The sequence below is a fragment of the Variovorax sp. VRV01 genome, from assembly GCF_014852545.1.
GTDB classification, from domain to species: Bacteria; Pseudomonadota; Gammaproteobacteria; order Burkholderiales; family Burkholderiaceae_C; genus Variovorax; species Variovorax beijingensis_A.
The window spans coordinates 436,951-460,996 of sequence record NZ_JACVBS010000001.1; the positions used below are offsets into that span (position 1 = coordinate 436,951).

At 68.5% G+C, this 24,046-nt stretch carries 26 protein-coding genes; 20 read left to right on the top strand and 6 right to left on the bottom strand.

Annotated features, from left to right (window positions below; all coding sequences use genetic code 11):
* Positions 1–54: 54 nt before the first annotated feature.
* The 6 genes from IB278_RS02125 to fliF form a co-directional block, all read right to left on the bottom strand.
* Positions 55–1,419, bottom strand: a complete 1,365-nt coding sequence (locus tag IB278_RS02125; protein WP_192322505.1) for a flagellar hook-length control protein FliK — start codon at positions 1,417–1,419, stop codon at positions 55–57.
* Positions 1,420–1,434: 15 nt separating this feature from the next.
* Positions 1,435–1,890, bottom strand: a complete 456-nt coding sequence (gene fliJ, locus IB278_RS02130) for a flagellar export protein FliJ (RefSeq protein ID WP_145745714.1) — start codon at positions 1,888–1,890, stop codon at positions 1,435–1,437.
* Between the two features lie 26 nt (positions 1,891–1,916).
* A complete protein-coding gene (gene fliI, locus IB278_RS02135; RefSeq protein ID WP_145745713.1) occupies positions 1,917–3,353 on the bottom strand; it encodes a flagellar protein export ATPase FliI in 1,437 nt (478 codons plus the stop codon).
* Positions 3,354–3,359: 6 nt separating this feature from the next.
* Entirely contained in the window at positions 3,360–4,103 is a 744-nt protein-coding gene (gene fliH, locus IB278_RS02140; RefSeq protein ID WP_225612655.1) for a flagellar assembly protein FliH, read from the bottom strand.
* Positions 4,104–4,220: 117 nt separating this feature from the next.
* Positions 4,221–5,216 (bottom strand): flagellar motor switch protein FliG, encoded by a 996-nt coding sequence (fliG, locus tag IB278_RS02145; RefSeq protein ID WP_145745712.1) that lies wholly within the window; start codon positions 5,214–5,216, stop codon positions 4,221–4,223.
* A complete protein-coding gene (gene fliF, locus IB278_RS02150; protein ID WP_145745711.1) occupies positions 5,213–6,892 on the bottom strand; it encodes a flagellar basal-body MS-ring/collar protein FliF in 1,680 nt (559 codons plus the stop codon). The genes fliG and fliF overlap by 4 nt, the downstream gene beginning before the upstream one ends.
* A gap of 293 nt (positions 6,893–7,185) precedes the next feature.
* Here fliF and fliE point away from each other — a divergent pair, with 293 nt between their 5' ends.
* From fliE to IB278_RS02250, 20 genes are all read left to right on the top strand, one after another.
* Positions 7,186–7,503 carry a flagellar hook-basal body complex protein FliE gene (gene fliE, locus IB278_RS02155; RefSeq protein ID WP_015866941.1) on the top strand — a complete coding sequence of 106 codons (318 nt, stop codon included), beginning with the start codon at positions 7,186–7,188 and terminating at the stop codon, positions 7,501–7,503.
* Between the two features lie 166 nt (positions 7,504–7,669).
* On the top strand, positions 7,670–8,908 hold the full coding sequence (locus IB278_RS02160) for a FliC/FljB family flagellin (protein WP_145745710.1): 1,239 nt from the start codon (positions 7,670–7,672) through the stop codon (positions 8,906–8,908).
* Between the two features lie 123 nt (positions 8,909–9,031).
* The gene (locus IB278_RS02165) at positions 9,032–9,379 is read left to right on the top strand and encodes a flagellar protein FlaG (RefSeq protein WP_145745709.1); all 348 of its coding nucleotides are present in this window, start codon (positions 9,032–9,034) and stop codon (positions 9,377–9,379) included.
* Between the two features lie 42 nt (positions 9,380–9,421).
* Positions 9,422–10,870 (top strand): flagellar filament capping protein FliD, encoded by a 1,449-nt coding sequence (gene fliD / locus IB278_RS02170; RefSeq protein WP_145745708.1) that lies wholly within the window; start codon positions 9,422–9,424, stop codon positions 10,868–10,870.
* Between the two features lie 27 nt (positions 10,871–10,897).
* Positions 10,898–11,320 (top strand): flagellar export chaperone FliS, encoded by a 423-nt coding sequence (gene fliS / locus IB278_RS02175; protein ID WP_145745707.1) that lies wholly within the window; start codon positions 10,898–10,900, stop codon positions 11,318–11,320.
* Between the two features lie 25 nt (positions 11,321–11,345).
* A complete protein-coding gene (locus tag IB278_RS02180) occupies positions 11,346–11,675 on the top strand; it encodes a flagellar protein FliT (RefSeq protein ID WP_261380349.1) in 330 nt (109 codons plus the stop codon).
* 24 nt (positions 11,676–11,699) lie between these two features.
* A complete protein-coding gene (locus IB278_RS02185; protein WP_192322506.1) occupies positions 11,700–12,935 on the top strand; it encodes a flagellar hook-length control protein FliK in 1,236 nt (411 codons plus the stop codon).
* Positions 12,932–13,225: an EscU/YscU/HrcU family type III secretion system export apparatus switch protein gene (locus IB278_RS02190; RefSeq protein ID WP_145745705.1), complete on the top strand. Its 294-nt coding sequence runs from the start codon at positions 12,932–12,934 to the stop codon at positions 13,223–13,225. The genes IB278_RS02185 and IB278_RS02190 overlap by 4 nt, the downstream gene beginning before the upstream one ends.
* Positions 13,226–13,426: 201 nt before the next feature.
* A complete protein-coding gene (flhD, locus tag IB278_RS02195; RefSeq protein WP_186454215.1) occupies positions 13,427–13,765 on the top strand; it encodes a flagellar transcriptional regulator FlhD in 339 nt (112 codons plus the stop codon).
* Entirely contained in the window at positions 13,762–14,370 is a 609-nt protein-coding gene (gene flhC / locus IB278_RS02200; RefSeq protein WP_145745703.1) for a flagellar transcriptional regulator FlhC, read from the top strand. The genes flhD and flhC overlap by 4 nt, the downstream gene beginning before the upstream one ends.
* Positions 14,371–14,433: 63 nt before the next feature.
* Positions 14,434–15,294, top strand: a complete 861-nt coding sequence (gene motA, locus IB278_RS02205; RefSeq protein WP_145745702.1) for a flagellar motor stator protein MotA — start codon at positions 14,434–14,436, stop codon at positions 15,292–15,294.
* An 18-nt stretch (positions 15,295–15,312) separates the two neighbouring features.
* On the top strand, positions 15,313–16,260 hold the full coding sequence (gene motB / locus IB278_RS02210) for a flagellar motor protein MotB (RefSeq protein ID WP_192322507.1): 948 nt from the start codon (positions 15,313–15,315) through the stop codon (positions 16,258–16,260).
* A gap of 43 nt (positions 16,261–16,303) precedes the next feature.
* Positions 16,304–18,361 (top strand): chemotaxis protein CheA, encoded by a 2,058-nt coding sequence (gene cheA, locus IB278_RS02215; RefSeq protein WP_192322508.1) that lies wholly within the window; start codon positions 16,304–16,306, stop codon positions 18,359–18,361.
* Between the two features lie 27 nt (positions 18,362–18,388).
* Complete coding sequence (locus IB278_RS02220) at positions 18,389–19,702, top strand: EAL and HDOD domain-containing protein (protein ID WP_192322509.1); 1,314 nt, start codon at positions 18,389–18,391, stop codon at positions 19,700–19,702.
* 12 nt (positions 19,703–19,714) lie between these two features.
* Positions 19,715–20,536, top strand: coding sequence for a CheR family methyltransferase (locus tag IB278_RS02225; RefSeq protein ID WP_145745698.1), 822 nt, complete (start codon positions 19,715–19,717; stop codon positions 20,534–20,536).
* 61 nt (positions 20,537–20,597) lie between these two features.
* Positions 20,598–21,239 (top strand): chemoreceptor glutamine deamidase CheD, encoded by a 642-nt coding sequence (gene cheD / locus IB278_RS02230; RefSeq protein ID WP_145745697.1) that lies wholly within the window; start codon positions 20,598–20,600, stop codon positions 21,237–21,239.
* Complete coding sequence (locus IB278_RS02235; protein WP_145745696.1) at positions 21,236–22,318, top strand: protein-glutamate methylesterase/protein-glutamine glutaminase; 1,083 nt, start codon at positions 21,236–21,238, stop codon at positions 22,316–22,318. Before cheD ends, IB278_RS02235 begins: the two co-directional genes overlap by 4 nt.
* A 30-nt stretch (positions 22,319–22,348) precedes the next feature.
* Positions 22,349–22,744, top strand: a complete 396-nt coding sequence (gene cheY, locus IB278_RS02240) for a chemotaxis response regulator CheY (protein WP_026284205.1) — start codon at positions 22,349–22,351, stop codon at positions 22,742–22,744.
* 1 nt (position 22,745) lies between these two features.
* On the top strand, positions 22,746–23,402 hold the full coding sequence (gene cheZ, locus IB278_RS02245) for a protein phosphatase CheZ (RefSeq protein WP_124956710.1): 657 nt from the start codon (positions 22,746–22,748) through the stop codon (positions 23,400–23,402).
* A 78-nt stretch (positions 23,403–23,480) separates the two neighbouring features.
* Positions 23,481–24,032 (top strand): nucleotidyltransferase family protein, encoded by a 552-nt coding sequence (locus IB278_RS02250; protein ID WP_192322644.1) that lies wholly within the window; start codon positions 23,481–23,483, stop codon positions 24,030–24,032.
* Positions 24,033–24,046: the final 14 nt, after the last annotated feature.

The following is a 24,046-nucleotide window of genomic DNA, read 5'->3' on the forward strand; positions in this document are numbered from 1 at the left end:
AGGCGAAGGGCTGATCAAGCGCGGGAAAAGCTCTCAGATCCCGCGTTCGCCATCTCATGCGAAGGTGTCGACGCCGGCACTGGGCCTGCGAAGCGCCGCAGGCGCCGGCATGCTGCGCAGCGGCTCGGTGGTGGCGATGGCTTGTGCGCGGCTGGCCGCGGCGTAGTCGGCCTGCCGCGGCGATCCCTGCGGCTGGGGCTGCTGGCCGAAGGCGCCGCTTTGTCCGGGCGAGGGATGCGATTCCGCGCCGACCGAGGCCTGGCCCAGGCTGATGCCGTGGTCGGCAAGGCTCGCGCGCAATTGCGGCAGCGCGACTTCGAGCGCCTTGCGCACGCTCTCGTGGGCCGAGGCGAACATCGCCTGCGCCTGGTTGTCGCCCATGGTGAGCGTGACCTTGAGCGGGCCGAGGCCGGCCGGGTTGAGGTTCAGCTCGGCCACCTGATAGCCCGCGGCGGTCATGCGCAGCACCTGGTGGCCGATGGCCTTGCCCCAGGCGGCCGAGCCGACCGACGGCTCCACGCTGAGGATGGGCGTGTGCGGCGAGGCCGGCGGCACGTTCGTGCGCGCGGCGGCGGCCGCGGCCGGCGTGAACGGCATCGGGGTGGGCACGCTGTCGGAGGCGGGCGCCGCCGCGTCGGATGCGGCGGCCAGGTCGGCGGTCTTGTCGGCGGAGATCATGGCGGTGGCCGGTGCCGAGTGGGTGTCGGCATCGGCGGAGAGGGAGGCGGTGGATGCGCCGCGTGGGTCGGTGGCGGCCGCTGCAGGAGCCGCGGCGATGTGGGTGCCGGTTTCGGGCGGCGCAGCGTCGGCGGCCGGGGTCGCGGCCGTGTCTGTGCCTGTGCCAGCGGCCGGCGGCGGCACAGCGGCTGCGGCCTGCACGGCGGCGCGTGCATCCGCCGGCTGCGCGGCGTCCGGGGCTAGCGCCTGCTGCGCACCGTGTGTCGGCTTCGTTGGCGCAGTTGTTTCGCCTTCGGCATCCGCCGCAATGGCTGTCTTGCCTGCCGCAGCGTCTGCGGTCTCTCCAGCCAGCGTGTCGGCCGGCGCATCGCCCGGCAGCACGGCCTGGATGCCGTCGGGCATCGAGGCCGCCGCGGGTGCACCGGCCGCCAGCGCAGCGGTGGCGGCGGAGGGTGGCGCCACCAGCGGCGCGAAGAAGGACATCGGCAACAGCTCGGCGGCAAGCTCGTCCTTGCGATCGCCGGCGCGCGAGGCCTTTCGGCGGTGCGTGGCTTCGAGTGCGGACGATTCGGCCTCTTCGGGCGCCTGCGCTGCGCCCGCGTTGCGCGACCGGGCCAGCGCCGCATCGAAGCTGCGGCCGCCGGGCTCCTCGGCGTTGCGGCCGCGTGCACCGGAGGCAGCGGAAGAAGCCGCGGAGGCAGTCGCACTTGGGCTGAAGGAAGGGGCAATGGGAGAAGGCATGGCGGGGCGGGTGCGTCAGGGTGTCGGTTGGGAGGCGCGGTCGAAGAACTTGCGTGCCGTGCGTTCGTCGCTGTCGCGCTGCTCGCGCCGCGCACCGACCACGAGTTCCTGCCGCCGCGCGCGTTCGGCCAGCGCATCGAAGGAGTTGAGGCGCCGCTTGTGCTGCTGCCATTCGCTGCGGCCATGGTCGAGCCGGCTGGCCGCCTGCGCGGCGATGGCCTGCTGCTGCTTGATGGCGCCGTCGAGCGTGCCGAGGAAGTTGCGGTAGTTGTGCCACTGGGCCGAGGGCAGGCCGTTCGCCATCAGCACCTGCAGCTGGTCGCTGTAGTCCTGGCGGTATTGCAGCAGCAGCTCCAGCTTCTGGTGGGCGCTGACCTGCGCGTTCTGCAGCAGGCCGAGCTGGCGCGCCGCATCGTCGGTCCGGGTGCGGGCGAGGTCGGTGAGCGTATCGAGCGGAAGCTTGTGCGGCATGGCGACTCCTGTGGAAGGGGATGGGATCAGGCGGGTTCGAAGAGGCGGCCCATGCGCTCGATGGACGCGGCGTAGTCGCAGCGCTCGTGCATCGACTGCTGCAGGAAGGCCTCGATGCGCGGATAGAGCGCAATGGCCTGGTCGAGCTGCGGGTCGTGGCCGGCCGCATAGGCGCCGACGCTGATGAGGTCGCGGTTGCGCTGGTAGCGCGAGAGCGCCTGCTTGAAGCGCCGCACGGTGTCGAACTGCGAGGGCTCGATCAGCGCCGTCATCGCGCGGCTGATCGAGGCCTCGATGTCGATCGCCGGGTAGTGGCCGGCCTCGGCCAGCGTGCGCGACAGCACCACGTGGCCGTCGAGGATGGCGCGCGCCGAATCGGCGATCGGGTCCTGCTGGTCGTCGCCTTCGGACAGCACGGTGTAGAAGGCCGTGATCGAGCCGCCGCGGCCGTTGGCATCGCGCGCGCCGTTGCCGGCGCGCTCCACCAGCGCGGGCAGCTTGGCGAACACCGAGGGCGGATAGCCCTTGGTGGCCGGCGGCTCGCCCACTGCGAGCGCGATCTCGCGCTGCGCCATCGCATAGCGCGTGAGCGAATCCATGATCAGCAGCACGTCGCGGCCCTGGTCGCGGAAGTACTCGGCCAGGCAGGTGGCATAGGCCGCGCCCTGCAGCCGCATCAGCGGCGAGTTGTCGGCCGGCGCGGCCACCACCACCGAGCGGGCCAGGCCTTCCTCGCCCAGCGTGTTCTCGATGAAGTCCTTGACCTCGCGGCCGCGTTCGCCGATGAGGCCGACCACGATCACTTCGGCGCTGGTGTAGCGCGCCATCATGCCCAGCAGCACGCTCTTGCCCACGCCGGAGCCCGCGAACAGGCCCATGCGCTGGCCTCGGCCCACGGTGAGCATGGCGTTGATGGCGCGCACGCCCACGTCGAGCACCGAGTCGATCGGCGCACGCGCGAGCGGATTGATCGGCGGCGCGCCCAGCGGCACCCTGCGGCTCGCGTCGAGCGGACCGAGCCCGTCGAGCGGCCGTCCGGCGGCGTCGACCACGCGCCCGAGCATGCCTTCACCCACCGGCAGCCGCTTGGTGTGGGCATCGCCGGAAGCGCCGCCCGCGAACTGCGCGGGGCCGGGCCGCGCAAACACGCGCGCACCGGGCAGCAGGCCGGCCACTTCGCTTTGCGGCATCAGGAACAGGCGGTCGCCGGCAAAGCCGACCACCTCGGCCTCGGCATGGCGCTGCGGATAGCCGGGCGGCAACTCGATCAGGCAGTCGCTGCCGACCGGCAGCTGCAGGCCCACGGCCTCCAGCACCAGGCCGACGGCGCGCGTCAGGCGGCCCGAGGTGGCGATGGTCGCGCACAGGCCGACCTCGCTGCGGGCCTGCGCGAGCGTGCCGAGCCAGGACTTGAGGTGCGGATTGACCGCGCCGGGCGCGGCGGTGATTGTGGCGGCTTGCATGGTTTCTCAGGCTCCATCGGGTTCGGCATCGCGCGAGAAGGCGCCGGCCACGCGCTTCCAGCGGGTCGCGAGCGTGGCGTCCATCTCGCCGCTCGTGCTGCGCACGCGGCAGCCGCCGCGGGCCAGGGTGTCGTCGGCGCGCAGCTGCCAGCCGGCGGCCTGCAGTTCGCCGCCGAGGCTGTTCTTCACCAGTGCCAGGTCCTCGGGGTGCAGCAGCAGGCGCGGCTCGCCCTGCAGCGCGGGTTCGGTGTGCAGCAGGTCCTGCACCAGCGCCAGCACCCATTCGGGCTCGACGCGCAGGGTGCGGTGGATCACCTGGCGCGCGGCATCGAGCGCGAGCGCCAGGACGGCATCGCCCAGCTCGCTCTCCGCGCTGCGCAGCGCGGCCGGCAGCGCCGCCGCCAGTGCGCGCAACTGCTCGGCATGCGCGCTGGCCGCGGCCAGGCCGGCGGCCAGGCCTTCGGTGCGCCCTTCGGCATGGCCCTGGGCCCAGCCCTCGCGGCGGCCTTCGGCTTCGCCGGTGGCGCGCGCTTCCAGGCGCAGGCGTTCGAGCTCGGCCTCGCGTGCCAGCGCGGCCGGGTCGATGCGCGGCGGTGCGGGCGCTTCGATGCCGGCGCTGTGCGCCGCGATCGCTTCCGCGTCGATCGCGCCCATCTCCCAGCGCTGCCAGGCGGACAGGCGCGGCTGGGAGAGCATCGGCGGCGTGTCCTGCCGCGCGCGAGCGCCGAAGGAATGAGGGAAGGAGGTCATCTCATCGACTTCCAGGAACACCGCAGAACCGGCTTCGCCGGGCTGCAGGTGTTGCCCCCGGCGAGGGGGTTGGCGCAGCGACACGAAGTGCGCGAAGCTTGGGGGAGAGCAACATGTCTAGACGAAATCATCGGTTCCAGGCGCGGCAACGACGATCTCGCCGGCATCGGCCAGGCGGCGCACGACCTGCAGGATCGCCTTCTGCTCGGTCTCGACCTGCGACACGCGCACCGGGCCGCGCAGCTCGATGTCCTCGCGCAGCGTCTCGGCCGCGCGCTGCGACATGTTCTTGAGGAACTTCTCGCGCAGCTCGGGCGCCGAGCCCTTGAGCGCGACGATGAGCGAATCGGACTCGATGTCCTTGAGCAGGCGCTGGATGTAGCGGTCCTCCAGGTCGAGCAGGTTCTCGAACACGAACATCTCCTCGACGATGCGCTGGGCCAGCGCCTCGTCGTGGGCGCGCACGTGGGCAATGGCCTCTTCTTCCTGCGCGCTGTTCATCAGGTTGACGATCTCGGCCGCGGTGCGCGCGCCGCCCAGGCGGCTGCGCTTGAGGCCTTCGCCCGAGAGCATCTCGGTGAGCACGTCGGTCAGCTCGGCCAGCGCGGCCGGCTGCACGCCGCCGAAGGTGGCCACGCGCAGGATCACGTCGTGGCGCAGGCGCTCGGGCAGTCTTTCGAGCACCTCGGAGGCCTTCTTGCGGTCCAGGTGGACCAGCAGCGTGGCCAGAATCTGCGGATGCTCGTCGCGCACCAGTTCCACCACTTCGCTGGCTTCCAGGTCGTTGAGCCGCTCGATGCCGCCGTGCGGCTCGTCGGGCTGCAGGATGTCTTCGAGCAGGTTGCTGGCGCGGTCGTCGCCCAGCGCCTTGCGCAGCACGGCGCGGATGTAGCTGCCCGAGCCCAGGTGCAGCGCGGACAGCTGCTCGGTCTCCATGCGGAACTCGGCCAGCACGGCCGCGAGTTCGTCCTTGGAGACCTGGCTCAGCTTGGCCATTGCGACGCCCAGCGCCTGCACCTCGGTGGCGGGCAGGTGGTGCAGCGTGGCGGCGGCGCGGTCTTCGCCCAACGACATCAGCAAGATTGCGCTTTTCCGGGTGCCTGCGTCGCTCATGAATTCATCCAATGCTTGATCAGCGTGGCCACCAGGCGCGGATCCTGGTCGGCGGTCTGGTGCGCGTAGTCGAGGTCGGCCTTCTGGCGCTCGATCTCGCGCAGCCGCGCGTTGTTCTGCGAGGCCGCCTCGTCGTCGGCTGCGCCAGGGGCGGCCGGCGCCGTTTCGGGCACCGCGGCGGCGGGCGGCGCGAGGTGCCTGCGCAGCAGCGGCCGCAGCACCGCGAACCAGGCGAACAGCGCGAGGCCGGCCACCAGCAGGTACTGCGCGATGGTCATGGCGAGCCCGAGGTTGGCGGGGTCGCGCCAGAACGGCAGCGCGGGGCCGGCCTGCTCGTCGCCGCCTTCGCGGGCGAAGGCGCTGTTGACCACGTTGAGCGAGTCGCCGCGCTCCTGGCTGAAGCCCATCGCTTCCTTGACGAGGTTCCGGATCTGCTCGAGCTCGGCCGGCGTGAGCGCGCGCTGGCTCGGCTTGCCGGCGCTGTCCGCGGCTTCGCGGTGGTTCACCACCACGGCCACCGACAGCCGCTTCACCCCGCCCGCGCCTTGCTGCACATGGCGGATCGAACGGTCGAGCTCGTAGTTGGTCGTCACGTCCTTGCGTGAGCTGCCCGGTGCCGTGCCGGCCGCCGTGGTGGTTGCGGCAGTTCCCGGCGCCGGTGCCGCGGCGTTCGGCGGCGCGGTGATGGGCGCGCTCGGCGCCTGCGGCGGCTGGTTCGACAGCGCGCCCGGCACGCCGCCCGGCGGCGTGGCGCCCTGCTGCATCGACTCGCTCGACTGCTGGCTGCGGACAGCCGCGGTGCGCGGGTCCTGGTTCGGCTTGTAGCTTTCCTCGGTGCGCTCGACCACGGAAAAGTCGATGTCGGCCGCCACCTGCGCGCGCACGTTGCTCGCGCCCACGATGGGCTGCAGGATCGCCTCGATGCGGCGGATGTAGCCCTGCTCGATTTCCTGCGCGTATTTCAGCTGGCTCACGTCCAGTCCGCGCGCGCCGGCGTTGGCGGCCGACAGCAGGTTGCCGTGCTGGTCGACCACGGTCACGCTCTTGGCGTTCAGGTCGGGCACGCTGCTGGAGACCATGTGCACGATCGCGCTGACCTGGCCCTCGTCGATGCTGCGGCCGCGGTGCAGCGTCAGGATCACCGAGGCCGAGGGCTTCTTCTGGTCGCGCACGAAGAGCGAAGGCTTGGGCAGCGCCAGGTGGATGCGCGCCGACTCGACCGAGCCGATCGATTCGACCGAGCGCGCCAGCTCGCCTTCGAGCCCGCGCTGGTAGTTCACCTGTTCCGCGAAGTTGCTGGTGCCGAACTTCTGGTTGTCCATCAGCTCGAAGCCGACCCCGCCGCCCTTGGGCAGACCCTGGGCGGCGAGCTTCAGGCGCAGCTCGGGCACCTTGTCGCGCGCCACCATGATCGCGCCGCCGCCTTCGGCGAACTTGTAGGGCACGTTCATCTGCTGCAGCGACGCGATGATGGCGCCGCCGTCGCGCTCCGTCACGTTGGTGTAGAGCACACCGTAGTCGGGCGCGCGGCTCCACAGCAGGAACGCCGCGGCGGCCGCGGCGATGGCGGCCGCGCCGACGATCAGCGGCAGCTTCGGCTGGGCGCGCAGGCGCTCTGCAAGGCCGGAGGCGGGCGAGGGCGCCGGGCTGGCGCCCGCGGGGGCCGCCGAACTCATTGCGCAAGCTCCGCCGCGGCCAAATGCACGAGGCGGCGCGGGGTCATGGCGAGGGGCTGGAGGCTTCGATGTTCTGGGGTCATGCCGAGGGGGCCGTGGTGTCGTCAGCGAGCTATGGGTTCGGCGTTGATTCTCAGCAGCCGGGCCATATTCGATTGGTCGAACAACTGCGGGTTTTGCCGTCAGTTGGGCGCATGTCTCCGAGGCTTCGCCTGCTACGCTGAAAACACGCGGGAAGGCCCCTGGGCCTCCTTGTCCACACCCGGATCCAACCTATCAAGAGAAAGCCCTCCATGTCGATCACCGCCATCGAATCCGTCCTGCAGCAGATGCGCGCCACCGCGCTCCAGAGCGGCATCGCGCAACCCGCCGCCGAGGCGGCCCAGCCGGGGGGATTCGCGGCCGAGCTGCGGCGCTCGCTCGACAGCATCAGCACCGCACAGACCAAGGCCTACGGCCAGGCCGAGGACTTCGAAATGGGCAAGCCCGGCGTGGCGCTGAACGACGTGATGGTCGACCTGCAGAAGGCCAACGTGGCTTTCCAGACCGGGCTGCAGGTGCGCAACCGGCTGGTGGCGGCCTACCAGGAAGTGATGAACCTGCCCGCCTGAACCCGGAGGTTGTGGGGTGCGCATCTTTTTTTGCGCCGGACTCTAAATGTTTGAAAAGCCCTGCCGATAACTAAACCAACGATGGCTTGAGTCTCACAGTGGGAGCGGGTCCAGCGTTGCGGCCTGAGGGCCGGAGTCCACAACCTTTGTCTATCAGGAGTCGAACATGGCGCAAGTCATCAACACCAACAGCCTTTCCCTGCTCACGCAGAACAACCTCAACGCGTCGCAATCGTCGTTGAACACGGCGATCCAGCGCCTGTCTTCCGGCCTGCGCATCAACAGCGCCAAGGATGACGCCGCCGGCCAGGCCATCGCCAACCGCTTCACGGCCAACATCCGCGGCCTGACGCAAGCCTCGCGCAACGCCAACGACGGCATCTCGCTGGCGCAGACGACGGAAGGCGCGCTCAAGGAAGTGAACAACAACCTGCAGCGCGTTCGCGAACTGTCGGTGCAGGCCGCCAACGGCAGCAATTCGGCCAGCGACCTGCAATCCATCCAGGACGAAATCAAGCTGCGCCTCGGTGAAATCGACCGCGTGTCGAAGCAGACCGACTTCAACGGCGTGAAGGTCCTCTCGTCGTCGGCCAAGCCGCTGACGGTTCAAGTGGGTGCCAACGACGGCGAAACCATCGACATCGACCTGAAGGAAATCAGCTCGAAGACGCTCGGCATGCAAGGCTTCAACGTTGCCGGCCCCGCCGCCACGGCCGCCTTCGCCTTCGACGGCGTGACCGGTTCGGCCGCAGGCGATGCGCCCACGGCTGCCCAGCTGAAGTCGCTCTACGGTTCCACCACGGCCGTCACCACGACGACCGTCGCCGAGAAGACCACCGACGACCTGTCGACCAAGCTCGGCCTGGCCGCGGGCGGCGCCACGCTCACCGGCAACACCGTTGCCGACAAGAACGGCAACCTGTTCGCCGAAGTCTCGATCACGCCCACCGGCGCAGGCGAAACCTCGTCGTTGATCAACCAGGGCTTCACCGGCGCGGTCGACGGCACCGCCATGTTCCGCTACATCGCGCTTGACCCGGCTTCCGCCGACACGGCCACGACCGCCGGCACGGCCGCTTTCACCGTCGATACCTCGAAGGTGTCCGTGGCCAGCCTGCAGACCGGCTCGACGGCCAGCCCGCTGGAAGCGATCGACGCGGCACTGAAGCAAGTCGACGACCTGCGCAGCTCGCTGGGTGCGGTGCAAAACCGTTTCGACTCGGTGATCTCCAACCTTGGCACCGCCATCACCAACTTGTCGTCCTCGCGCTCGCGCATCGAAGACGCCGACTACGCAACCGAAGTGTCGAACATGACCCGTGCGCAGATCCTGCAGCAAGCCGGTACCTCGGTGCTGGCCCAGGCGAACCAGACCACGCAAGGCGTGCTGTCGCTCCTGCGTTGATCTGAGAAGGCATTGCGCAGCCGTCGGGCGAAAGCCCGGCTCCGGCTGCGCTGTTCCCTGCGGCCTGGCTCCGGCCAGGCCGCAGACGACAGCGAAAGCAATCAAGACAAGAAGGTGGAAATCATGTCGATCCCCGTAAGCCCCGCGGCAGACGGCCCGTGGTGGATGCAGGCGCTCTCCGGGCGCACCGCCGGCAAGGCCGCCGAGGAGGCCGTGGCCGCGCCATCGGACGCCGTGGACGAAGCCACGCCCGTGCAGGTCGCGCAGGCGGTGAAGGAGGCCAATGCTTCGCTGCAGAGCCGCTCGGTCGGGCTGCAGTTCGAGATGGACGAGGACACCGACAAGCTCATCGTCAGGGTGGTCGACCGGGAAAGCGGCGAGGTCATCCGCCAGATCCCTTCCGAGGAAGTGGTGCGCATCGCCAAGGTGCTGGGCAAGGCGCCCGGCCTGCTGGTGAGCCGGGAAGCCTGACAGGCGCCGCCTTTTCATTCACAGACATCAGGAAATCTCAACATGGCATCGATCAGCAGCCTGGGCGTTGGCGCCAACCTCGAACTGGGCACCCTGCTCACCCAGCTCCAGACGGCGGAAAGCCAGCCGCTGGTGGCGCTTCAGCAGCGCCAGGTGAGCTACACGAGCAAGCTCTCGGCCTACGGCACGCTGCAAAGCTCGCTCGGCACGCTGCAGGCCGCGGCCAAGAAGCTGTCCGACCCCGCGCTGTTCCAGGGCGTGAAGGCTGCCTCCAGCGCCACCGACGTGCTGACCGCGGCGGCCGCAAGCACGGCCGCGGCCGGCACCTACGCCATCGAGGTGACGCAGCTCGCGCAGTCGCAGTCGCTGGTTGCGGCGGGCCAGGCGAACACCACCACGGCCATCGGCAGCGGAACCATCACCATCGATTTCGGCACCGTCACCGGCGGCGCGCTCGACGCGGCCACCGGCACCTACAACGGCTCGGGCTTCACCAAGGACGCCACCCGCACGGCCGTGCCGATCACCATCGACGGCAGCAACAACACGCTCGCAGGCATCCGCGACGCCATCAACGCCGCCAAGGCCGGTGTCTCGGCCAGCATCGTGAACGACGGCAGCGGCACGCCCAACCGGCTGGTGCTGACCTCCTTGCAGACCGGCGAGGCCTCGAGCATGCGCGTCTCGGTGGCCGGCGATGCGGCGCTGCAGAACCTGCTGAACAATGACCCCGCGGGCACGCAGAACCTGCGCCAGACAGTGGCAGGGCAGAACGCCAAGCTCACCGTCAACGGCATCGCCGTGACCAGCGCGAACAACACCGTCAAGGAAGCCATCCAGGGCACCACGCTGACGCTGCTCAAGACCGGCAGCAGCAGCCTCTCGACCCAGGCCGACACGGCCGCGGTGGAGACGGCCATCAACGATTTCGTCAAGGCCTACAACAGCCTGCAGGCCACGGCCAACACGCTGACCGCCTACAACAAGGACTCCAAGACCGGCGCCGCGCTGGTCGGCGATTCGACGCTGCGCAACCTGCAGACGCGCATCCGGCAGGCGCTCACCACGCCGCAGGCCGGCGGCCCCGACGACATGAAAGTGCTGTCGGAAATCGGCGTCGCCTTCCAGAAGGACGGCACGTTGGCGGTCGATTCGACCAAGCTCAAGTCGGCGCTCGCCAGCAACCTGGCCGGCGTTTCCGGGCTGTTTGCGAGCGCCACCGGCAGCACCGCCGGCTACGGCAAGCAGCTGAGCGCGCTGGTGGACGACCTCACCTCCACCGGCGGCGCGCTCAAGGTCGCCTCCGATGGCATGACCGCATCGCTCAAGCAGCTCGACGAACAGTACGCCGACATGAAGACGCGGGTCGATGCCAAGGTGGAGCGCTATCGCACGCAATTCACCCAGCTCGACCTGCTCATGAGCCAGATGAACCGGACCAGCAGCTATCTCACGCAGCAGTTCGCGAGCATGCAAAACAGCGGCAAGTAGTAGCCATTCCAGCGGAGCAAGCAGCCCATGTACACCCCCCACACCTTCAGGACCGGCGCCAGCGCGTATGCGCGCGTCGGCATGGAGACGCGCACCATGAGCGCGTCGCCGCACCAGCTCATCGTCATGCTGTTCGACGGCGTCGTCACCAGCATCGGCATGGCACGCCACCACATGGCCACCGGCGAGATGGCCGCCAAGGGCAACGCGATCTCCAAGGCCGTGAGCATCGTCGACAACGGCCTGAAGGCCGCCCTCGATGCCAAGGCCGCGGGCGCGGCTGGCGCCGAACTGGTGGGCAATCTCTCGGCGCTGTACGACTACGTGATCCGCCGGCTGCTCTATGCCAACCTGCACAACGAGCCGAAGGCGCTCGACGAGGCGGAGGCATTGCTCGAGAACGTCGCGTCCGCATGGCGCGAGATCGGCGGCGCCAGTGCCGGCAATTGACATCTTCACATTGGAAGCGCAGGCCGTGCCCGTCCGCCACGAAGTCATCCGTTGCTATGGCGAGCTCGCTGCGGCCATGTCGCTCATGGCCTCGCTGGCCCGCGCGAGGGAATGGGACCGGCTGCCCGAGCTCGAAGCCCGCTGCGCGGCGCTGGTCGACCGGCTCAAGGCCGTTGGCGCAGTGTCGCTCGATGCGGCGCAGCTCGAAGAAGTGCGCGGCCTGATCGCGCGCATCCACGCCGACCAGGCCGAGGTGTGCGGACTGGTCAAACCGCAGCTCGAACGCCTGGTGGCCAAGATGGCCCAGCTGCAGAACCGCAGCGATCTGGGCAAGGCCTACGGCCTGCCGCACTGATCGCCCGACGCTGCGCCCATGGCCATGAACAGACCGATCGGACCTGCCGTCGATGCGCTGCTTGCCGCGAAGCTTTCTTCGACGCGGCCGGACCTGGCCGTGCTGCAGACCGAGGTCGGCACCAGCATGCCCGTCGGGCCGACGGCCGAGATCCAGAAGGTCAAGAACGATGTCCGGCTGCCGTCGCACGCCATGCTCGAGGCGCCCCTTGCGGCCGGTACGCCGCCCGCGCTGCCGCGCGCCGATGCGCCGCCCTCGATCGACACGCGGTGGTCCGCGGCGGCACGCGTCATCGGCGCCGTGCTGGCGGACCTGCATGCCGAACCGGAGCCGGTGCGCGGCGCGACGCCGGTGTGGACGTCGCCACAGGAGGCGCCGGCCGGCGCCGTGCTCGCGGCCGCGCTGGGACGATCGGTGAGCGGCAGCGGACTCTTCTACGAATCGCATCTGCTCGAATTCGCCATGGGGCTGCGCACGCTGTCGCAGCTGGCCGAGGAGCCGCAGGTTCGGCTGACGCAGCTGACGCAGCCGCTTCAGCAGCCGGCCGTGCCTGGCACCTCCGGGGCGCCACCCACTGCGATGCCCCAGCCTGCTGTCGCCCAGCGTGCTGCCGCGGCGCCACGCTTCGCTGCCGGCGGGCCCACTGCGCCCGTGGCGTCCGGTGCATTGCCGCAGGCACTGCCGTCCGAAATCGCTTCGCGCGCCGGCGCGCCGTCCGCCCAGACCCACCAGGCCGCGCTTGCCTCGACAAGCCATGTGGCCGCGATGGCCGGCGAGGAGCGCACGGCCAGCCTCGGCGCCGCTGAAGCCGGTGCAGCCAATGCTCCGGCGCGCGCGGCGGCGCCCGCCGCGGCCGAGCTGGTCCATCCGCAGACCGCCGCGCTGGTGCACCAGCAGCTCGACCTGCTGGCCACCGCCGTGTTCCGCTGGAGCGGCCAGGCGTGGCCGGGTGTGCCGATGGCGTGGTCGATCCACGAAGAAACCGAACAGCCCGGCGATGCGCCCGAAGGCCGCGGCGATGGGGGCGGCACGCCTGCGCGCCGCTGGACGACCACGGTGTCGCTCACGCTGCCGAAGCTGGGCGCGGTGGATCTTCGCCTGAGCCTGGCTGGCGAACTGGTCCAGGCGCACCTGAGCGCCAGCGAGGCCGCGACGCTGGTCCGGCTGCGCAGCGACGGCGGCGAACTGGCATCGCGTCTCCAGGCCGCCGGCCTGCGGCTGCAGGACCTGCAGATCACGGCCATGGAGCGCACCGCATGACGACCCCCGCGCAACCGCGCCAGAGCGCAGTGGCCCTGTCCCACGCCGACACCGCGAAGGCGCCAGTGGTGGTGGCCAAGGGCTATGGCGTGACCGCGGAATCGATCCTTCGGCAGGCGCGCGAGAACGGTGTCTACGTGCACGCCTCGCCGGACCTGGTCCGGCTGCTGATGCAGGTGGACCTCGATCGGCAGATTCCGCCGCAGCTTTACCTGGCGGTGGCCGAGGTCATGGCGTGGATCCATGGCATCGAGAACGACAGGGGCCAGGCAGCTGGCCGATCCGATTAATGTTTTTTCATTGAATCGCCATCTTTGTGAGAGCCGGTCGCGTCGGCGGAAGGCTCGTCGTGCGATTGCAACAAAGGCTTACATGTACTTGTAGCCCTGTTTACAGTTTGAGTAGTGCAGAAGGTTACAAGTGTTAAATATTGTGAATAATCCCAATCAGGACATGACTGAACGGAGTGCATTTTGGAAACGGATAACGTGATGAGCGTAGCCAACGGCGAAATCTCCCGGGAAATCGGCGACATCAACCTCGCCTACATGCTGCTGGCGCAGAAGCTGGTCAAGCAGGACCGCGTGGCGGCGATGTTTCGGCTCGGCGTGAGCAGCGAACTGGCCGACATGCTGGCCGGCATGTCGCTGGCGCAGATCGTCAAGCTGGCGGCGTCGAACTTCCTGCTGTGCAGTTTCAGGCTGGACGAGCATGCTTCGATGTCGGCCGTAGTTGGCGAAGGTAAGGACACGATGCTGCAACAAGCACACATGTCGATCCTGATGTCGGCACGAAGCCTGCAGACCCGAAAAGCAGCGGTGGCCGCATGACGCGCAAGAGCGTCCTGGGCGAGGTGCGGGAAGTCCAGCTTGCGATCCAGCTGATCCAGCTGGGCGCCCGCCTGCAGTTCCTGGAGGCGGAAGTGGGCCTGAGCCGCGAGCGGCTGATCCGCCTCTACAAGGAAATCAAGGGTGTTTCCCCGCCCAAGGGACTGCTTCCCTTTTCAACCGATTGGTACATGACGTGGCTGGCGAATATCCATTCGTCAATGTTTTACAACATGTATCAATTCATGAAGATTCATTCGGACGAAGAAAAAGTCTGGATATTGATTAAAAGCTACAAACTTTATTTGCAGCAAATTGCGGCGCAGGACAGCGAGCCAATTCTGGATTTCACGCGCGCCTACACGATGGTGCGATTTTTCGACAGCGACATGCTGCAGCTGAGTACCTGCTGCCGCTGCTCGGGGCAGTTCGTCGCGCATGCGCACGACCACAAGAGCGGCTACGTGTGCGTGCTCTGCCGGCCGCCGTCGCGCGCGGGCAAGGCGCGCGGCGCCAAGCGCGGCGCGGCGGGCGAGGCCACCACGCTCGGCATCGAAGGCATGGGTTTTGGCGTGGAGGCGGCGCCGGGCGGCGCGGGGCTCCACTGACACGGACCCTGCCCGCCGGGCAGGGCTTTTGAATCGACGCCTCAAGGGCAATAGGGGAAGCGCGTGCTCCTTCTGGTTGGGTATCTGGTGGTGATTGGCGCCGTCTTCGGCGGCTATGCGCTGATGGGCGGGCACTTCGGCGTGCTGTTCCAGCCGGTCGAACTGCTGATGATCGGCGGCGCGGCGCTGGGCGCCTTCCTTGCGGGCAACAACGGCAAGACGATCAAGGCCACGCTCAAGGAGCTGCCGCTGCTGCTGCGTTCGTCCAAGCACAACCGGCAGCTCTACCTGGACCTGCTCGCGCTGCTCTACGAGCTGCTGGCCAAGGCGCGCAAGGAAGGGATGATGAAGCTGGAGTCCGACGTGGAGGACCCGGCGCAGAGCCAGATCTTCAGCCGCTACCCCGAGATCCTGGCCGATGCCGGCGTGATGGAGTTCCTGTGCGACTACCTGCGGCTGGTCATCAGCGGCAACACCGACGCATTCGAGATCGAGGCGCTGATGGACCACGAGATCGAGACCATCAAGCACGAGGCCGAGATGCCCGTGCACAGCCTCTCGCGCGTGGGCGATGCGCTGCCTGCGCTGGGCATCGTCGCGGCCGTGATGGGCGTGGTGCATGCGCTGGGCTCGGCCGACCTGCCGCCCGCGGAAATGGGCGCGCTCATCGCGCACGCCATGGTGGGCACCTTCCTTGGCGTGCTGCTGGCCTACGGCTTCGTCTCGCCGCTGGCTTCGCTGATCGACCAGAAGGTGTCCGAGGGCATGAAGCTGTACCAGTGCGCCAAGGTCACGCTGCTCGCCAGCCTCAACGGCTACGCGCCGCAGCTGGCGGTGGAGTTCGGCCGCAAGGTGCTGTTCTCGACCGAGCGGCCCAGCTTCACCGAGCTGGACAGCCACGTGCGCGAAGTCAAGGCGCGCTGAGCGGCGCGGCGCATCGTCATGAGCACGGAAAAGCACAGGGTCGTGGTCAGGCGGGTCGCTGCCCATGGAGGCGGCGGGCACGGCGGCGGGTGGAAGATCGCCTATGCGGACTTCATGACCGCCATGATGGCGTTCTTCCTCGTGATGTGGCTCTTGTCCAATACCTCGCCCAAGCAGCGCGAGGGCATCGCCGAGCACTTCCGCATGCCGCTGAAGGTGGCGCTCAGCGGCGGCGAGAAGAGCAGCACCAGCATCAGCGTGGTGCCCGGCGGCGGCATGGACCCGAGCGCGCGGATCGACGGCGAGGTGCAGCGCGCCGACGCCGAGGACGACGCCGACGCGGACCGCCTGGCCAGCATGAAGGAGCGGCTGGACAAGCTCATCGAGAACAGCCCGGTGTTCCGCCAGTTCCGCTCGCAGATCCTGATCGACATCACGACCGAGGGCCTGCGCCTGCAGATCGTCGACAACGAGAACCGCCCGATGTTCGACCTGGCCAGCGCGCAGGTGGTGCCGCACATGCGCGCCATCCTGCGCGAACTCGGACCCACGCTCAACGAGCTGCCCAACAAGATCACGCTGTCGGGCCACACCGATGCCTTCGTCTACAGCAACGGCGACCGCTCCTACGGCAATTGGGAGCTGTCGGCCGACCGGGCCAACGCCTCGCGGCGCGAGCTGGTCATGGGCGGCATGGCCGAGAACAAGGTGCTGCGCGTGGTCGGCCTGGCCGACAGCATGCACCTGGACCGCAGCAATCCGCGCAACCCGATCAACCGGCGCATCAGCATCATCCTGCTCAACCACCGCACGCAGCAGCAGATCGAGCACGAGAACAGCGGCGGCGGCGGCACTGCCGGCGCCCTCCGGCCCGCAAAGTCGAAGGCTTCGCAGCCGCCGCTCTTCGCCCCCGCAGACAACCTGAAGGTGACCGTCAAAGGATCGCCGGCACCCACGCACCCTTAAAGACATTGACGCCGGCACGCATGCACGCCGGTTCGGAGCAACGATGGATCTCAGTCAGTTCACACAGGCATTTTTCGTCGAAGCCGTCGAGCTTCTGGCACAGATGGAGCAGCTGCTTCTCGAGCTGGACGCCGAGTCGCCCGACAGCGAGCAGCTCAACGCCATCTTCCGTGCCGCGCATTCGATCAAGGGCGGCGCGGCCACCTTCGGCTTCGTCGCACTGACCGACACCACCCACCTTCTGGAAACCCTGCTGGACCGCGCGCGCCACGGCCAGCTGACGCTGAGCCGCTCGATGATCGATTCATTCCTGGAAACGAAGGACGCCTTGCAAGAACAACTGATGGCCTACCAGGCCGAGAACGAACCCGACCCCGAGCGCGTGGCGCACATCTGCGAGGTGCTGCGCCAGCTGGCGCTGGAGAGCGACGGTGCGCAGGCGGCGCCCGCACCGGCACCCGTGCCTGCGCCCGCACCCGCACCCGCCGCCGTGCCCGCTGCTTCCGCCGCCGCGGTGTCCGCGCCGGGCGGGGCGCTGCGCATTCGGTTCTCGCGCCTGTCCGACAGCGAATGCGAGCTGCTCGCCGACGAGCTCGGCAACCTCGGCAAGCTGCTGTCGCGTACGCGCAGCGGCGACCAGCTCACGGTGCTGCTCGACACCAGCTGCGCGCCCGACGACATCGTGGCCGTGTGCTGCTTCGTCATCGACGAGTCGCAGATCGAGATCACGGCCGAGCCTGCTGGCGATGCGGCTCCTGCGGCCGCGCCCATTGCCGCCGCGCCAGCCGCACCGGCGGCCGCGGCATCGCAGCCCGCTCCAGCGCCGGCCGGCCCAGCGTCCAGGCCGGCGTCTTCTTCGGCTGCCGCAGCGGGCGCCAAGGATTCGAGCTCGATCCGCGTCGACGTGGAAAAGGTCGACCAGCTCATCAACCTGGTGGGCGAACTGGTGATCACGCAATCGATGCTCACGCAGGCCGCCACCATGCTCGATCCGGTGGAGTGCGAGCGCTTCCTGAGCGGCCTCGGCCACCTGGAGCGCAATGCGCGCGACCTGCAGGAATCGGTGATGTCGATCCGCATGATGCCGATGGACTACGTCTTCAGCCGCTTTCCGCGCGTGATCCGCGACGTCAGCGCCAAGCTCGGCAAGGAGGTGCGCCTGGACACCTTCGGCAAGGAGACCGAGCTCGACAAGGGCCTGATCGAACGCATCATCGATCCGCTCACCCACCTGGTGCGCAACAGCCTGGACCACGGCATCGAGACGCCGGCACAGCGCATCGCCAAGGGCAAGGAAGCCGAAGGGCAGCTGCTGCTGTCGGCACAGCACCATGGCGGCAACATCGTGATCGAGGTCAGCGACGACGGCGCGGGCCTGAACCGCCAGAAGATCCTCGCCAAGGCCATGCAGCAGGGCCTGCCCGTGACCGACACCATGCCCGACGACGAGGTGTGGCAGCTGATCTTCGCGCCCGGCTTCTCCACGGCCGAGCAGGTCACCGACATCTCGGGGCGCGGCGTCGGCATGGACGTGGTCAAGCGCAACATCCAGGAGATGGGCGGGCACGTGGAGATCAGCTCGCGCGAGGGCTGGGGCACCACCACCCGCATCGTGCTGCCGCTCACGCTGGCCATCCTCAACGGCATGTCGGTCAAGGTGGGCAGCGAGGCCTACATCCTGCCGCTGAGCTACGTGATCGAGTCGCTGCAGCCGCGCACCGAGCACCTGCATTCGATCACCAGCGACGGCCACGTGATCAAGGTGCGCGGGGAGTACCTGCCGCTGATCGAGCTGCACGGCGTGTTCGACGTGGCCGGCGCGCAGACCGACCCGACCCAGGGCATCCTGGTGATCGTGCAGGCTGGCGAGACGCGCTTCGCACTCCTGGTGGACGAGCTGCTCGGCCAGCACCAGGTGGTGGTCAAGAACCTGGAGACCAACTACCGCAAGGTGCCGGGCATCTCGGCCGCGACGATCCTGGGCGACGGCAGCGTGGCTTTCATCATCGACGTGGATGCCATGCCGCGCATCCAGCGCGCGCACGTGGAGCGTGCCACCGTGCTGGCCCGTGCGGCGCGCGCGGAGCCGGTCGCGGCCTGACGGATACAACCCCACGGAGACGATGCAATGCGTTTTGATTTTTTCCGGCGCGCCACGGCCGAGGAAACGCCGGCAGCCGAAGCGGCCCTGGGCCTGGCGGCTCCGCGCAATGCAGAGGGCTTTGTGGCCTACACCTTGCTGCTCGATGCGCACAAGCGCGTCGCAGGCTACAAGCTCGACTGGCGCGCGGCTGCCAGGCCCGAAGAAGCGCCGGATGCGATCAGCCAGTTCAAGTCGCTCGTGGCCTGCGTGACCGAGCACCTCAACCCGCCGGACACGCCGTGGCGGCTGGGGCGCAGCGAACTGTTCTTCGACGTGAATGCCGAATCGCTGGCGCTGGGCGCGCTGCAATCGCTGCCGCCCGAGTTCACCGTGCTCTGCCTGGAGCTCGGCGACCTGGCCAATGAGGAGCTGCGGCCGATCCTGCACTTCCTGCACGAGCAGGGGTTCAGCTTCATGCTGTGCCGCGCCAATGCGCTGCCGGAAGATCCCGAACTGCTCGGCCTGGTGAGCCATTTCGACGTGGGTGCCGGCGATCCCCTGCTGGTGGCGGCCGCGCGCGGCAAGGAGCAGCCCGACCACATGCCGATCCAGCCGATCGCCACGCGCATGGCCTCGTGGAAAGACTTCGAAGCCTGCGCTGCCCGCCGCGTCGACGTGTTCGCCGATCCGAACTGCGGCCTGCCGCCGCCTGCAGCGAGCACCGGCAGCCATGCGCTGCAGCCCGAGTCGGTGCTGATCATGCGGCTCTTGCAGATGATCCAGCGCAACGAGGACCTGCGCGAGATCGAGGCCGCCCTCAAGCGCGATGCCGCGCTCACCTACCGGCTGCTGCGCCACATGAATTCACCGGCCGTGGGGGCCGGCGTCGAGATCCATTCGCTGCACCACGCGGTGACGATGCTCGGCTATTCGCCGCTGTTCCGCTGGCTCTCGCTGCTGCTGGCCACCAGCAACCCCATGGGCAGCCCGCCCTTCATGATGAAGAGGGCCATCATGCGCGGCCGCTTCGTCGAGCTGATGGGCGAGATCATGCTGCCGCGGGGCGAGTCGGACAACCTGTTCGTGGTGGGCATGTTCTCGCTGATCGACCAGCTGCTGGGCATTCCGATGCAGGAGGTGCTGAACAAGGTGCAGCTTTCCGATTCGGTCCAGCAGGCCATCCTCACGCGCGGCGGCGTGTACGGCCCCTTCCTCTCGCTGGCCGAGGCCTGCGAACTGGACACCGGCGAGGCGGCGCGCCTGGCGGAAGCGCTGCTGCTGAGCGCCGGCCAGGTGAATGCCGCACACCTGTCGGCACTGGCCTGGTCGCAGGACGTGATCCCGGCCGAAGCCGCCTAGCGAGACGCGCGCATGACCTCCGAATTTCTTTTCACCGACAGCGATTTTTCGCGCATTCGCACGCTCATCCACCGGCGCGCCGGCATCGCGCTGGGCGAGCACAAGCGGCAGATGGTGTACAGCCGGCTCTCGCGCCGGTTGCGCGAGCTCGGGCTGCCCGAGTTTTCGGCCTACCTGGCCATGCTGGAAGACAGTCGCGACGGCCAGGAGTGGCAGCTGTTCATCAACTCGCTGACCACCAACCTGACTTCGTTCTTCCGCGAGGCGCACCACTTTCCGGTGCTCGCGGAACTGGCGCGCAAGTGCGCCCAGCCGCCCACCGTGTGGTGCGCGGCCGCATCGACCGGCGAAGAGCCCTATTCGATCGCGATCACGCTGATGGAGGCGCTCGGCGAGCGTGCGAGCGCAGCGCGCGTGATTGCCACCGACATCGACACCGCGGTGCTGGCCCGCGCGTCGGCCGGCGTCTTCACGATGGAGCAGGTCAACCGCATGTCGACCGACCGCCTGCGGCGCTTCTTCAACAAGGGCACGGGTGCGAACGCCGGCAAGGTGCGGGTGCGCCCCGAGGTGGCTGCCATGGTCAAGTTCTCGCGGCTCAACCTGCTCGATGCCTCATGGCCCGTGAAGGAGCCGGTGGACGCGATCTTCTGCCGCAACGTGATGATCTATTTCGACAAGCCCACGCAGAAGAAGCTGCTCGACCGCTTCATGCCGCTGCTCAAGCCGCACGGCCTGCTGTTCGCGGGGCATTCGGAGAACGCCTCGCTGGTCAACCAGAGCTTCAAGACGGTCGGGCAGACTGTGTACGCGCTGGGCAAGGCGCGTGCATGAGCGCAGCGCCGGGCCGCCCCAAGCAAGCTCGCACCGCAGTGCGAAGCACGAAGGTACGCCAATGAACACGAACCTCGCTGCGCAGAAGGGCTTCCTGCCCGCGGCCGTGCCGGGTTCGGTGGCCACGCACCACTACTTCGACCGCGACTTCGATTGCGCCGCGGTCAAGCTGCTGCCGGCGGAGTACTACGTGACCGATGCCGGCATCCTCTTGACCACGGTGCTGGGCTCCTGCGTGGCAGCCTGCATCACCGACGTGGAGGCGGGCGTGGCGGGCATGAACCACTTCATGCTGCCCGACGACGCCGAGGCGGGCTCGCGCGAGCAGGCCGGCGCCATGCGCTACGGCGCCCATGCCATGGACGTGCTGATCGCCGAGCTGCTGCGCGCGGGCGCGCGCCGCGAGCGGCTCAAGGCCAAGGTCTTCGGCGGCGCCGCGGTGCTGGCGAACATGACCATGCTCAACATTGGCGGGCGCAACGCCGATTTCGTGCTGCGCTACCTCGAGAAGCAGCGCATCACCGTCGTTGCGCAGGACCTGCGCGGCCTGCATGCGCGCCGCGTGTGCCTGCTGCCTGAGAGCGGCAAGGCGGTGGTGCGCAAGCTGCGCGCACCGGTCGATATCCAGGCGGTCCAGCGCGACGAAGGCGAACTGCTGCGCAAATGGTCCGCCACATATGGCAAGGGAAGCTGGATCGCATGAAGAAAATCAAGGTACTTTGCGTCGACGACTCGGCGCTGATCCGCAGCGTGATGACCGAGATCATCAACAGCCAGGCCGACATGACGGTGGTCGGCACCGCGGCCGATCCGCTGCAGGCGCGCGACCTCATCAAGCTGACGAACCCCGACGTGCTCACGCTCGACGTCGAGATGCCGCGCATGGACGGCCTCGAATTCCTCGAGAAGCTCATGCGCCTGCGGCCGATGCCGGTGGTCATGGTGTCGTCGCTGACCGAGCGCGGCTCGGAGATCGCGCTGCGCGCGCTGGAGCTGGGTGCGATCGATTTCGTGACCAAGCCGCGGCTCGGCGTGCGCGATGGCCTCTTGCAATACACCGAGCTCATCGCCGGCAAGATCCGCACGGCCGCCGCGGCGCGGCTGCTGCCGGGCCGGCACGGCGCCTCGGCCAAGGGCGCGGCAGACAGCAACCCGCAGGAGCCGCTGCTGCGCAGCCCGCTCCTGAGCACCGAGAAGCTCGTCATCATCGGCGCCTCCACCGGCGGCACCGAGGCCATCCGCGAGGTGCTGCTGCCGCTGCCGCCCGATGCGCCCGCGGTGCTCATTGCACAGCACATGCCGGCCGGCTTCACGCGCTCGTTCGCGCAGCGCCTGAACGGCCTGTGCCGCATCACCGTGAAGGAAGCCGAGCATGGCGAGCGCGTGCTGCCGGGCTATGCCTACATCGCGCCCGGCGGCTTTCACCTGTCGCTCGGGCGAAGCGGCGCCAACTACGTGGCGCAGCTCGACCAGGAGCCGCCGGTGAACCGCCACCGGCCCTCGATCGACGTGCTGTTCGATTCGGCCGCCAGGCACGCCGGCAAGAACGCGATCGGAATGATCCTCACGGGCATGGGCCGGGACGGCGCCGAAGGCCTGCTGCGCATGAAGCAGGCCGGCGCCTACACCTTCGCGCAGGACGAGGCCAGCTGCGTGGTCTTCGGCATGCCGCGCGAGGCCATTGCACTGGGTGCCGCCGACGAGGTGGCGCCGCTGGCAGAGATGGGGCGCCGCGTGCTGGCCCATCTGCGCACCTTCGGCGAACGCACGAACCGGGTTTGAAAAACGAACTGTTGGAGTTGAAGAATCGTGATTGACAAGAGCATCAAAATTTTGGTCGTGGACGACTTCCCGACCATGCGGCGCATCGTGCGCAACCTGCTGAAGGAACTCGAGTTCCTCAACGTCGACGAGGCCGAGGACGGCGCGGCCGGCATCGAGAAGCTGCGCGGCGGCAACTTCGGCTTCGTGGTGTCGGACTGGAACATGCCCAACATGGACGGCCTCACCATGCTGCAGACCATCCGCGCCGACCCCGAACTGGCCAAGCTGCCGGTGCTGATGGTCACGGCCGAGGCCAAGAAGGAAAACATCATCGCGGCCGCGCAGGCCGGCGCCAACGGCTATGTGGTCAAGCCCTTCACGGCGGCCACGCTCGAGGAAAAGATCACCAAGATCTTCGAGAAGCTCCAGAAAGAGGCGGCCTGACATGACACACGCAGCGCTCGAACCCGCGGAGCACGGGAACACGGCCGAAGAGTTGCTCGGGCGCATCGGGCAGCTGACCCGGCAGTTGCGCGAGGGCCTGCGCGAGCTGGGCCTGGACAAGCAGGTTGCCAAGGCCGCGCAAGCCATTCCCGATGCGCGCGACCGCCTGGGCTACATCGCCTCCATGACCGAGCGGGCGGCGCACCGCGCGCTCAACGCCATCGACCTGGCGCAGCCGCTGCAGGAAGACCTTGCCAGCAATGCCAAGGGGCTGAGCCGGCGCTGGGACGAGTGGTTCGCCAACCCGGTCGAGCTGGACCATGCGCGCCAGCTCGTGATGGACACGCGCGGCTACCTGCAGGACGTGCCGCAGAAGGCCGGCGCCATCAACACGCAGCTGATCGAGATCCTGATGGCGCAGGACTTCCAGGACCTCACGGGCCAGGTCATCAAGAAGATGATGGAAGTGGTCAACGACGTCGAGACGCAGCTGCTGCAGGTGCTGATCGACAACTCGCACCTCGACAAGCACGCCGAGAAACGCCACGAGGCCGAAGCCAGCAGCCTGCAGAACGGCCCGCAGGTGGTGCCGGGCAACCCGGAGGCCGTGACGGGCCAGGCGCAGGTGGACGACCTGCTGGAGAGCCTCGGGTTCTGAGGCTGCGCGGGTCCGCCGGCTTACCATCGGGGCATGACTTCAAGCCCCAAGGCAGACCATGCGCAGAGGCTTGCCGCCATGGTGGCCGCATCGGACGAGTTGATGGCCGCACTGCGAGCCGTCCGTTCGCTCGGACTGCGGTCCTGGTGCATTGGCGCCGGCGCCGTCCGGTCCCTGGTGTGGGACACGCTTCATGGCTTCGAACGGCGCTCGGCCGTCGAAGACCTGGATGTCGTCTACTTCGACGCGGAGGCTGGTCCGGAGCATGATGCCGGCCTCGAGAAACGGCTTCGTTCCGCCATGCCGGGCTTCAATTGGGAGGTGACGAACCAGGCAGGCGTGCACCACTGGCTTGCCGCCGCCCTCGGCCAGGTAGTGCCCCCTCTCGCATCCTTGGAAGAAGGCGTTGCGACCTGGCCGGAATTTGCAACCTGCGTCGGCGTCTGGCTGAACGAGGATGAATCGCTGGGCGTGGTCGCGCCGCATGGACTCGATGACCTGTTCGAGCTGCGCGTCCGGCACAACCCCCTGCGGGCGAGTGCTGCAACCTACCGGCAGCGGGTTGAGGCGAAACGGTTCGGCGAGCGGTGGCCGCGGCTTTCGGTCGAATGGCCTCGGGCTCCACACTGAGGAGAGGAAGAAGG

Excerpts from the sequence above, each read along its gene's own strand:
- fliH (WP_225612655.1), bottom strand. The coding sequence starts at position 4,103 with ATGACCTCCTTCCCTCATTCCTTCGGCGCTCGCGCGCGGCAGGACACG.
- fliS (WP_145745707.1), top strand. The coding sequence starts at position 10,898 with ATGTACACCCCCCACACCTTCAGGACCGGCGCCAGCGCGTATGCGCGC.
- flhC (WP_145745703.1), top strand. The coding sequence starts at position 13,762 with ATGACGCGCAAGAGCGTCCTGGGCGAGGTGCGGGAAGTCCAGCTTGCG.
- cheA (WP_192322508.1), top strand. The coding sequence starts at position 16,304 with ATGGATCTCAGTCAGTTCACACAGGCATTTTTCGTCGAAGCCGTCGAG.
- cheD (WP_145745697.1), top strand. The coding sequence starts at position 20,598 with ATGAACACGAACCTCGCTGCGCAGAAGGGCTTCCTGCCCGCGGCCGTG.
- IB278_RS02125 (WP_192322505.1), bottom strand. The coding sequence starts at position 1,419 with ATGCCTTCTCCCATTGCCCCTTCCTTCAGCCCAAGTGCGACTGCCTCC.
- motB (WP_192322507.1), top strand. The coding sequence starts at position 15,313 with ATGAGCACGGAAAAGCACAGGGTCGTGGTCAGGCGGGTCGCTGCCCAT.
- fliG (WP_145745712.1), bottom strand. The coding sequence starts at position 5,216 with ATGAGCGACGCAGGCACCCGGAAAAGCGCAATCTTGCTGATGTCGTTG.
- flhD (WP_186454215.1), top strand. The coding sequence starts at position 13,427 with ATGAGCGTAGCCAACGGCGAAATCTCCCGGGAAATCGGCGACATCAAC.
- cheZ (WP_124956710.1), top strand. The coding sequence starts at position 22,746 with ATGACACACGCAGCGCTCGAACCCGCGGAGCACGGGAACACGGCCGAA.
- IB278_RS02160 (WP_145745710.1), top strand. The coding sequence starts at position 7,670 with ATGGCGCAAGTCATCAACACCAACAGCCTTTCCCTGCTCACGCAGAAC.
- IB278_RS02250 (WP_192322644.1), top strand. The coding sequence starts at position 23,481 with ATGGTGGCCGCATCGGACGAGTTGATGGCCGCACTGCGAGCCGTCCGT.
- IB278_RS02165 (WP_145745709.1), top strand. The coding sequence starts at position 9,032 with ATGTCGATCCCCGTAAGCCCCGCGGCAGACGGCCCGTGGTGGATGCAG.
- IB278_RS02225 (WP_145745698.1), top strand. The coding sequence starts at position 19,715 with ATGACCTCCGAATTTCTTTTCACCGACAGCGATTTTTCGCGCATTCGC.
- IB278_RS02190 (WP_145745705.1), top strand. The coding sequence starts at position 12,932 with ATGACGACCCCCGCGCAACCGCGCCAGAGCGCAGTGGCCCTGTCCCAC.
- fliJ (WP_145745714.1), bottom strand. The coding sequence starts at position 1,890 with ATGCCGCACAAGCTTCCGCTCGATACGCTCACCGACCTCGCCCGCACC.
- IB278_RS02220 (WP_192322509.1), top strand. The coding sequence starts at position 18,389 with ATGCGTTTTGATTTTTTCCGGCGCGCCACGGCCGAGGAAACGCCGGCA.
- fliF (WP_145745711.1), bottom strand. The coding sequence starts at position 6,892 with ATGAGTTCGGCGGCCCCCGCGGGCGCCAGCCCGGCGCCCTCGCCCGCC.
- IB278_RS02185 (WP_192322506.1), top strand. The coding sequence starts at position 11,700 with ATGAACAGACCGATCGGACCTGCCGTCGATGCGCTGCTTGCCGCGAAG.
- fliD (WP_145745708.1), top strand. The coding sequence starts at position 9,422 with ATGGCATCGATCAGCAGCCTGGGCGTTGGCGCCAACCTCGAACTGGGC.
- fliI (WP_145745713.1), bottom strand. The coding sequence starts at position 3,353 with ATGCAAGCCGCCACAATCACCGCCGCGCCCGGCGCGGTCAATCCGCAC.
- IB278_RS02235 (WP_145745696.1), top strand. The coding sequence starts at position 21,236 with ATGAAGAAAATCAAGGTACTTTGCGTCGACGACTCGGCGCTGATCCGC.
- fliE (WP_015866941.1), top strand. The coding sequence starts at position 7,186 with ATGTCGATCACCGCCATCGAATCCGTCCTGCAGCAGATGCGCGCCACC.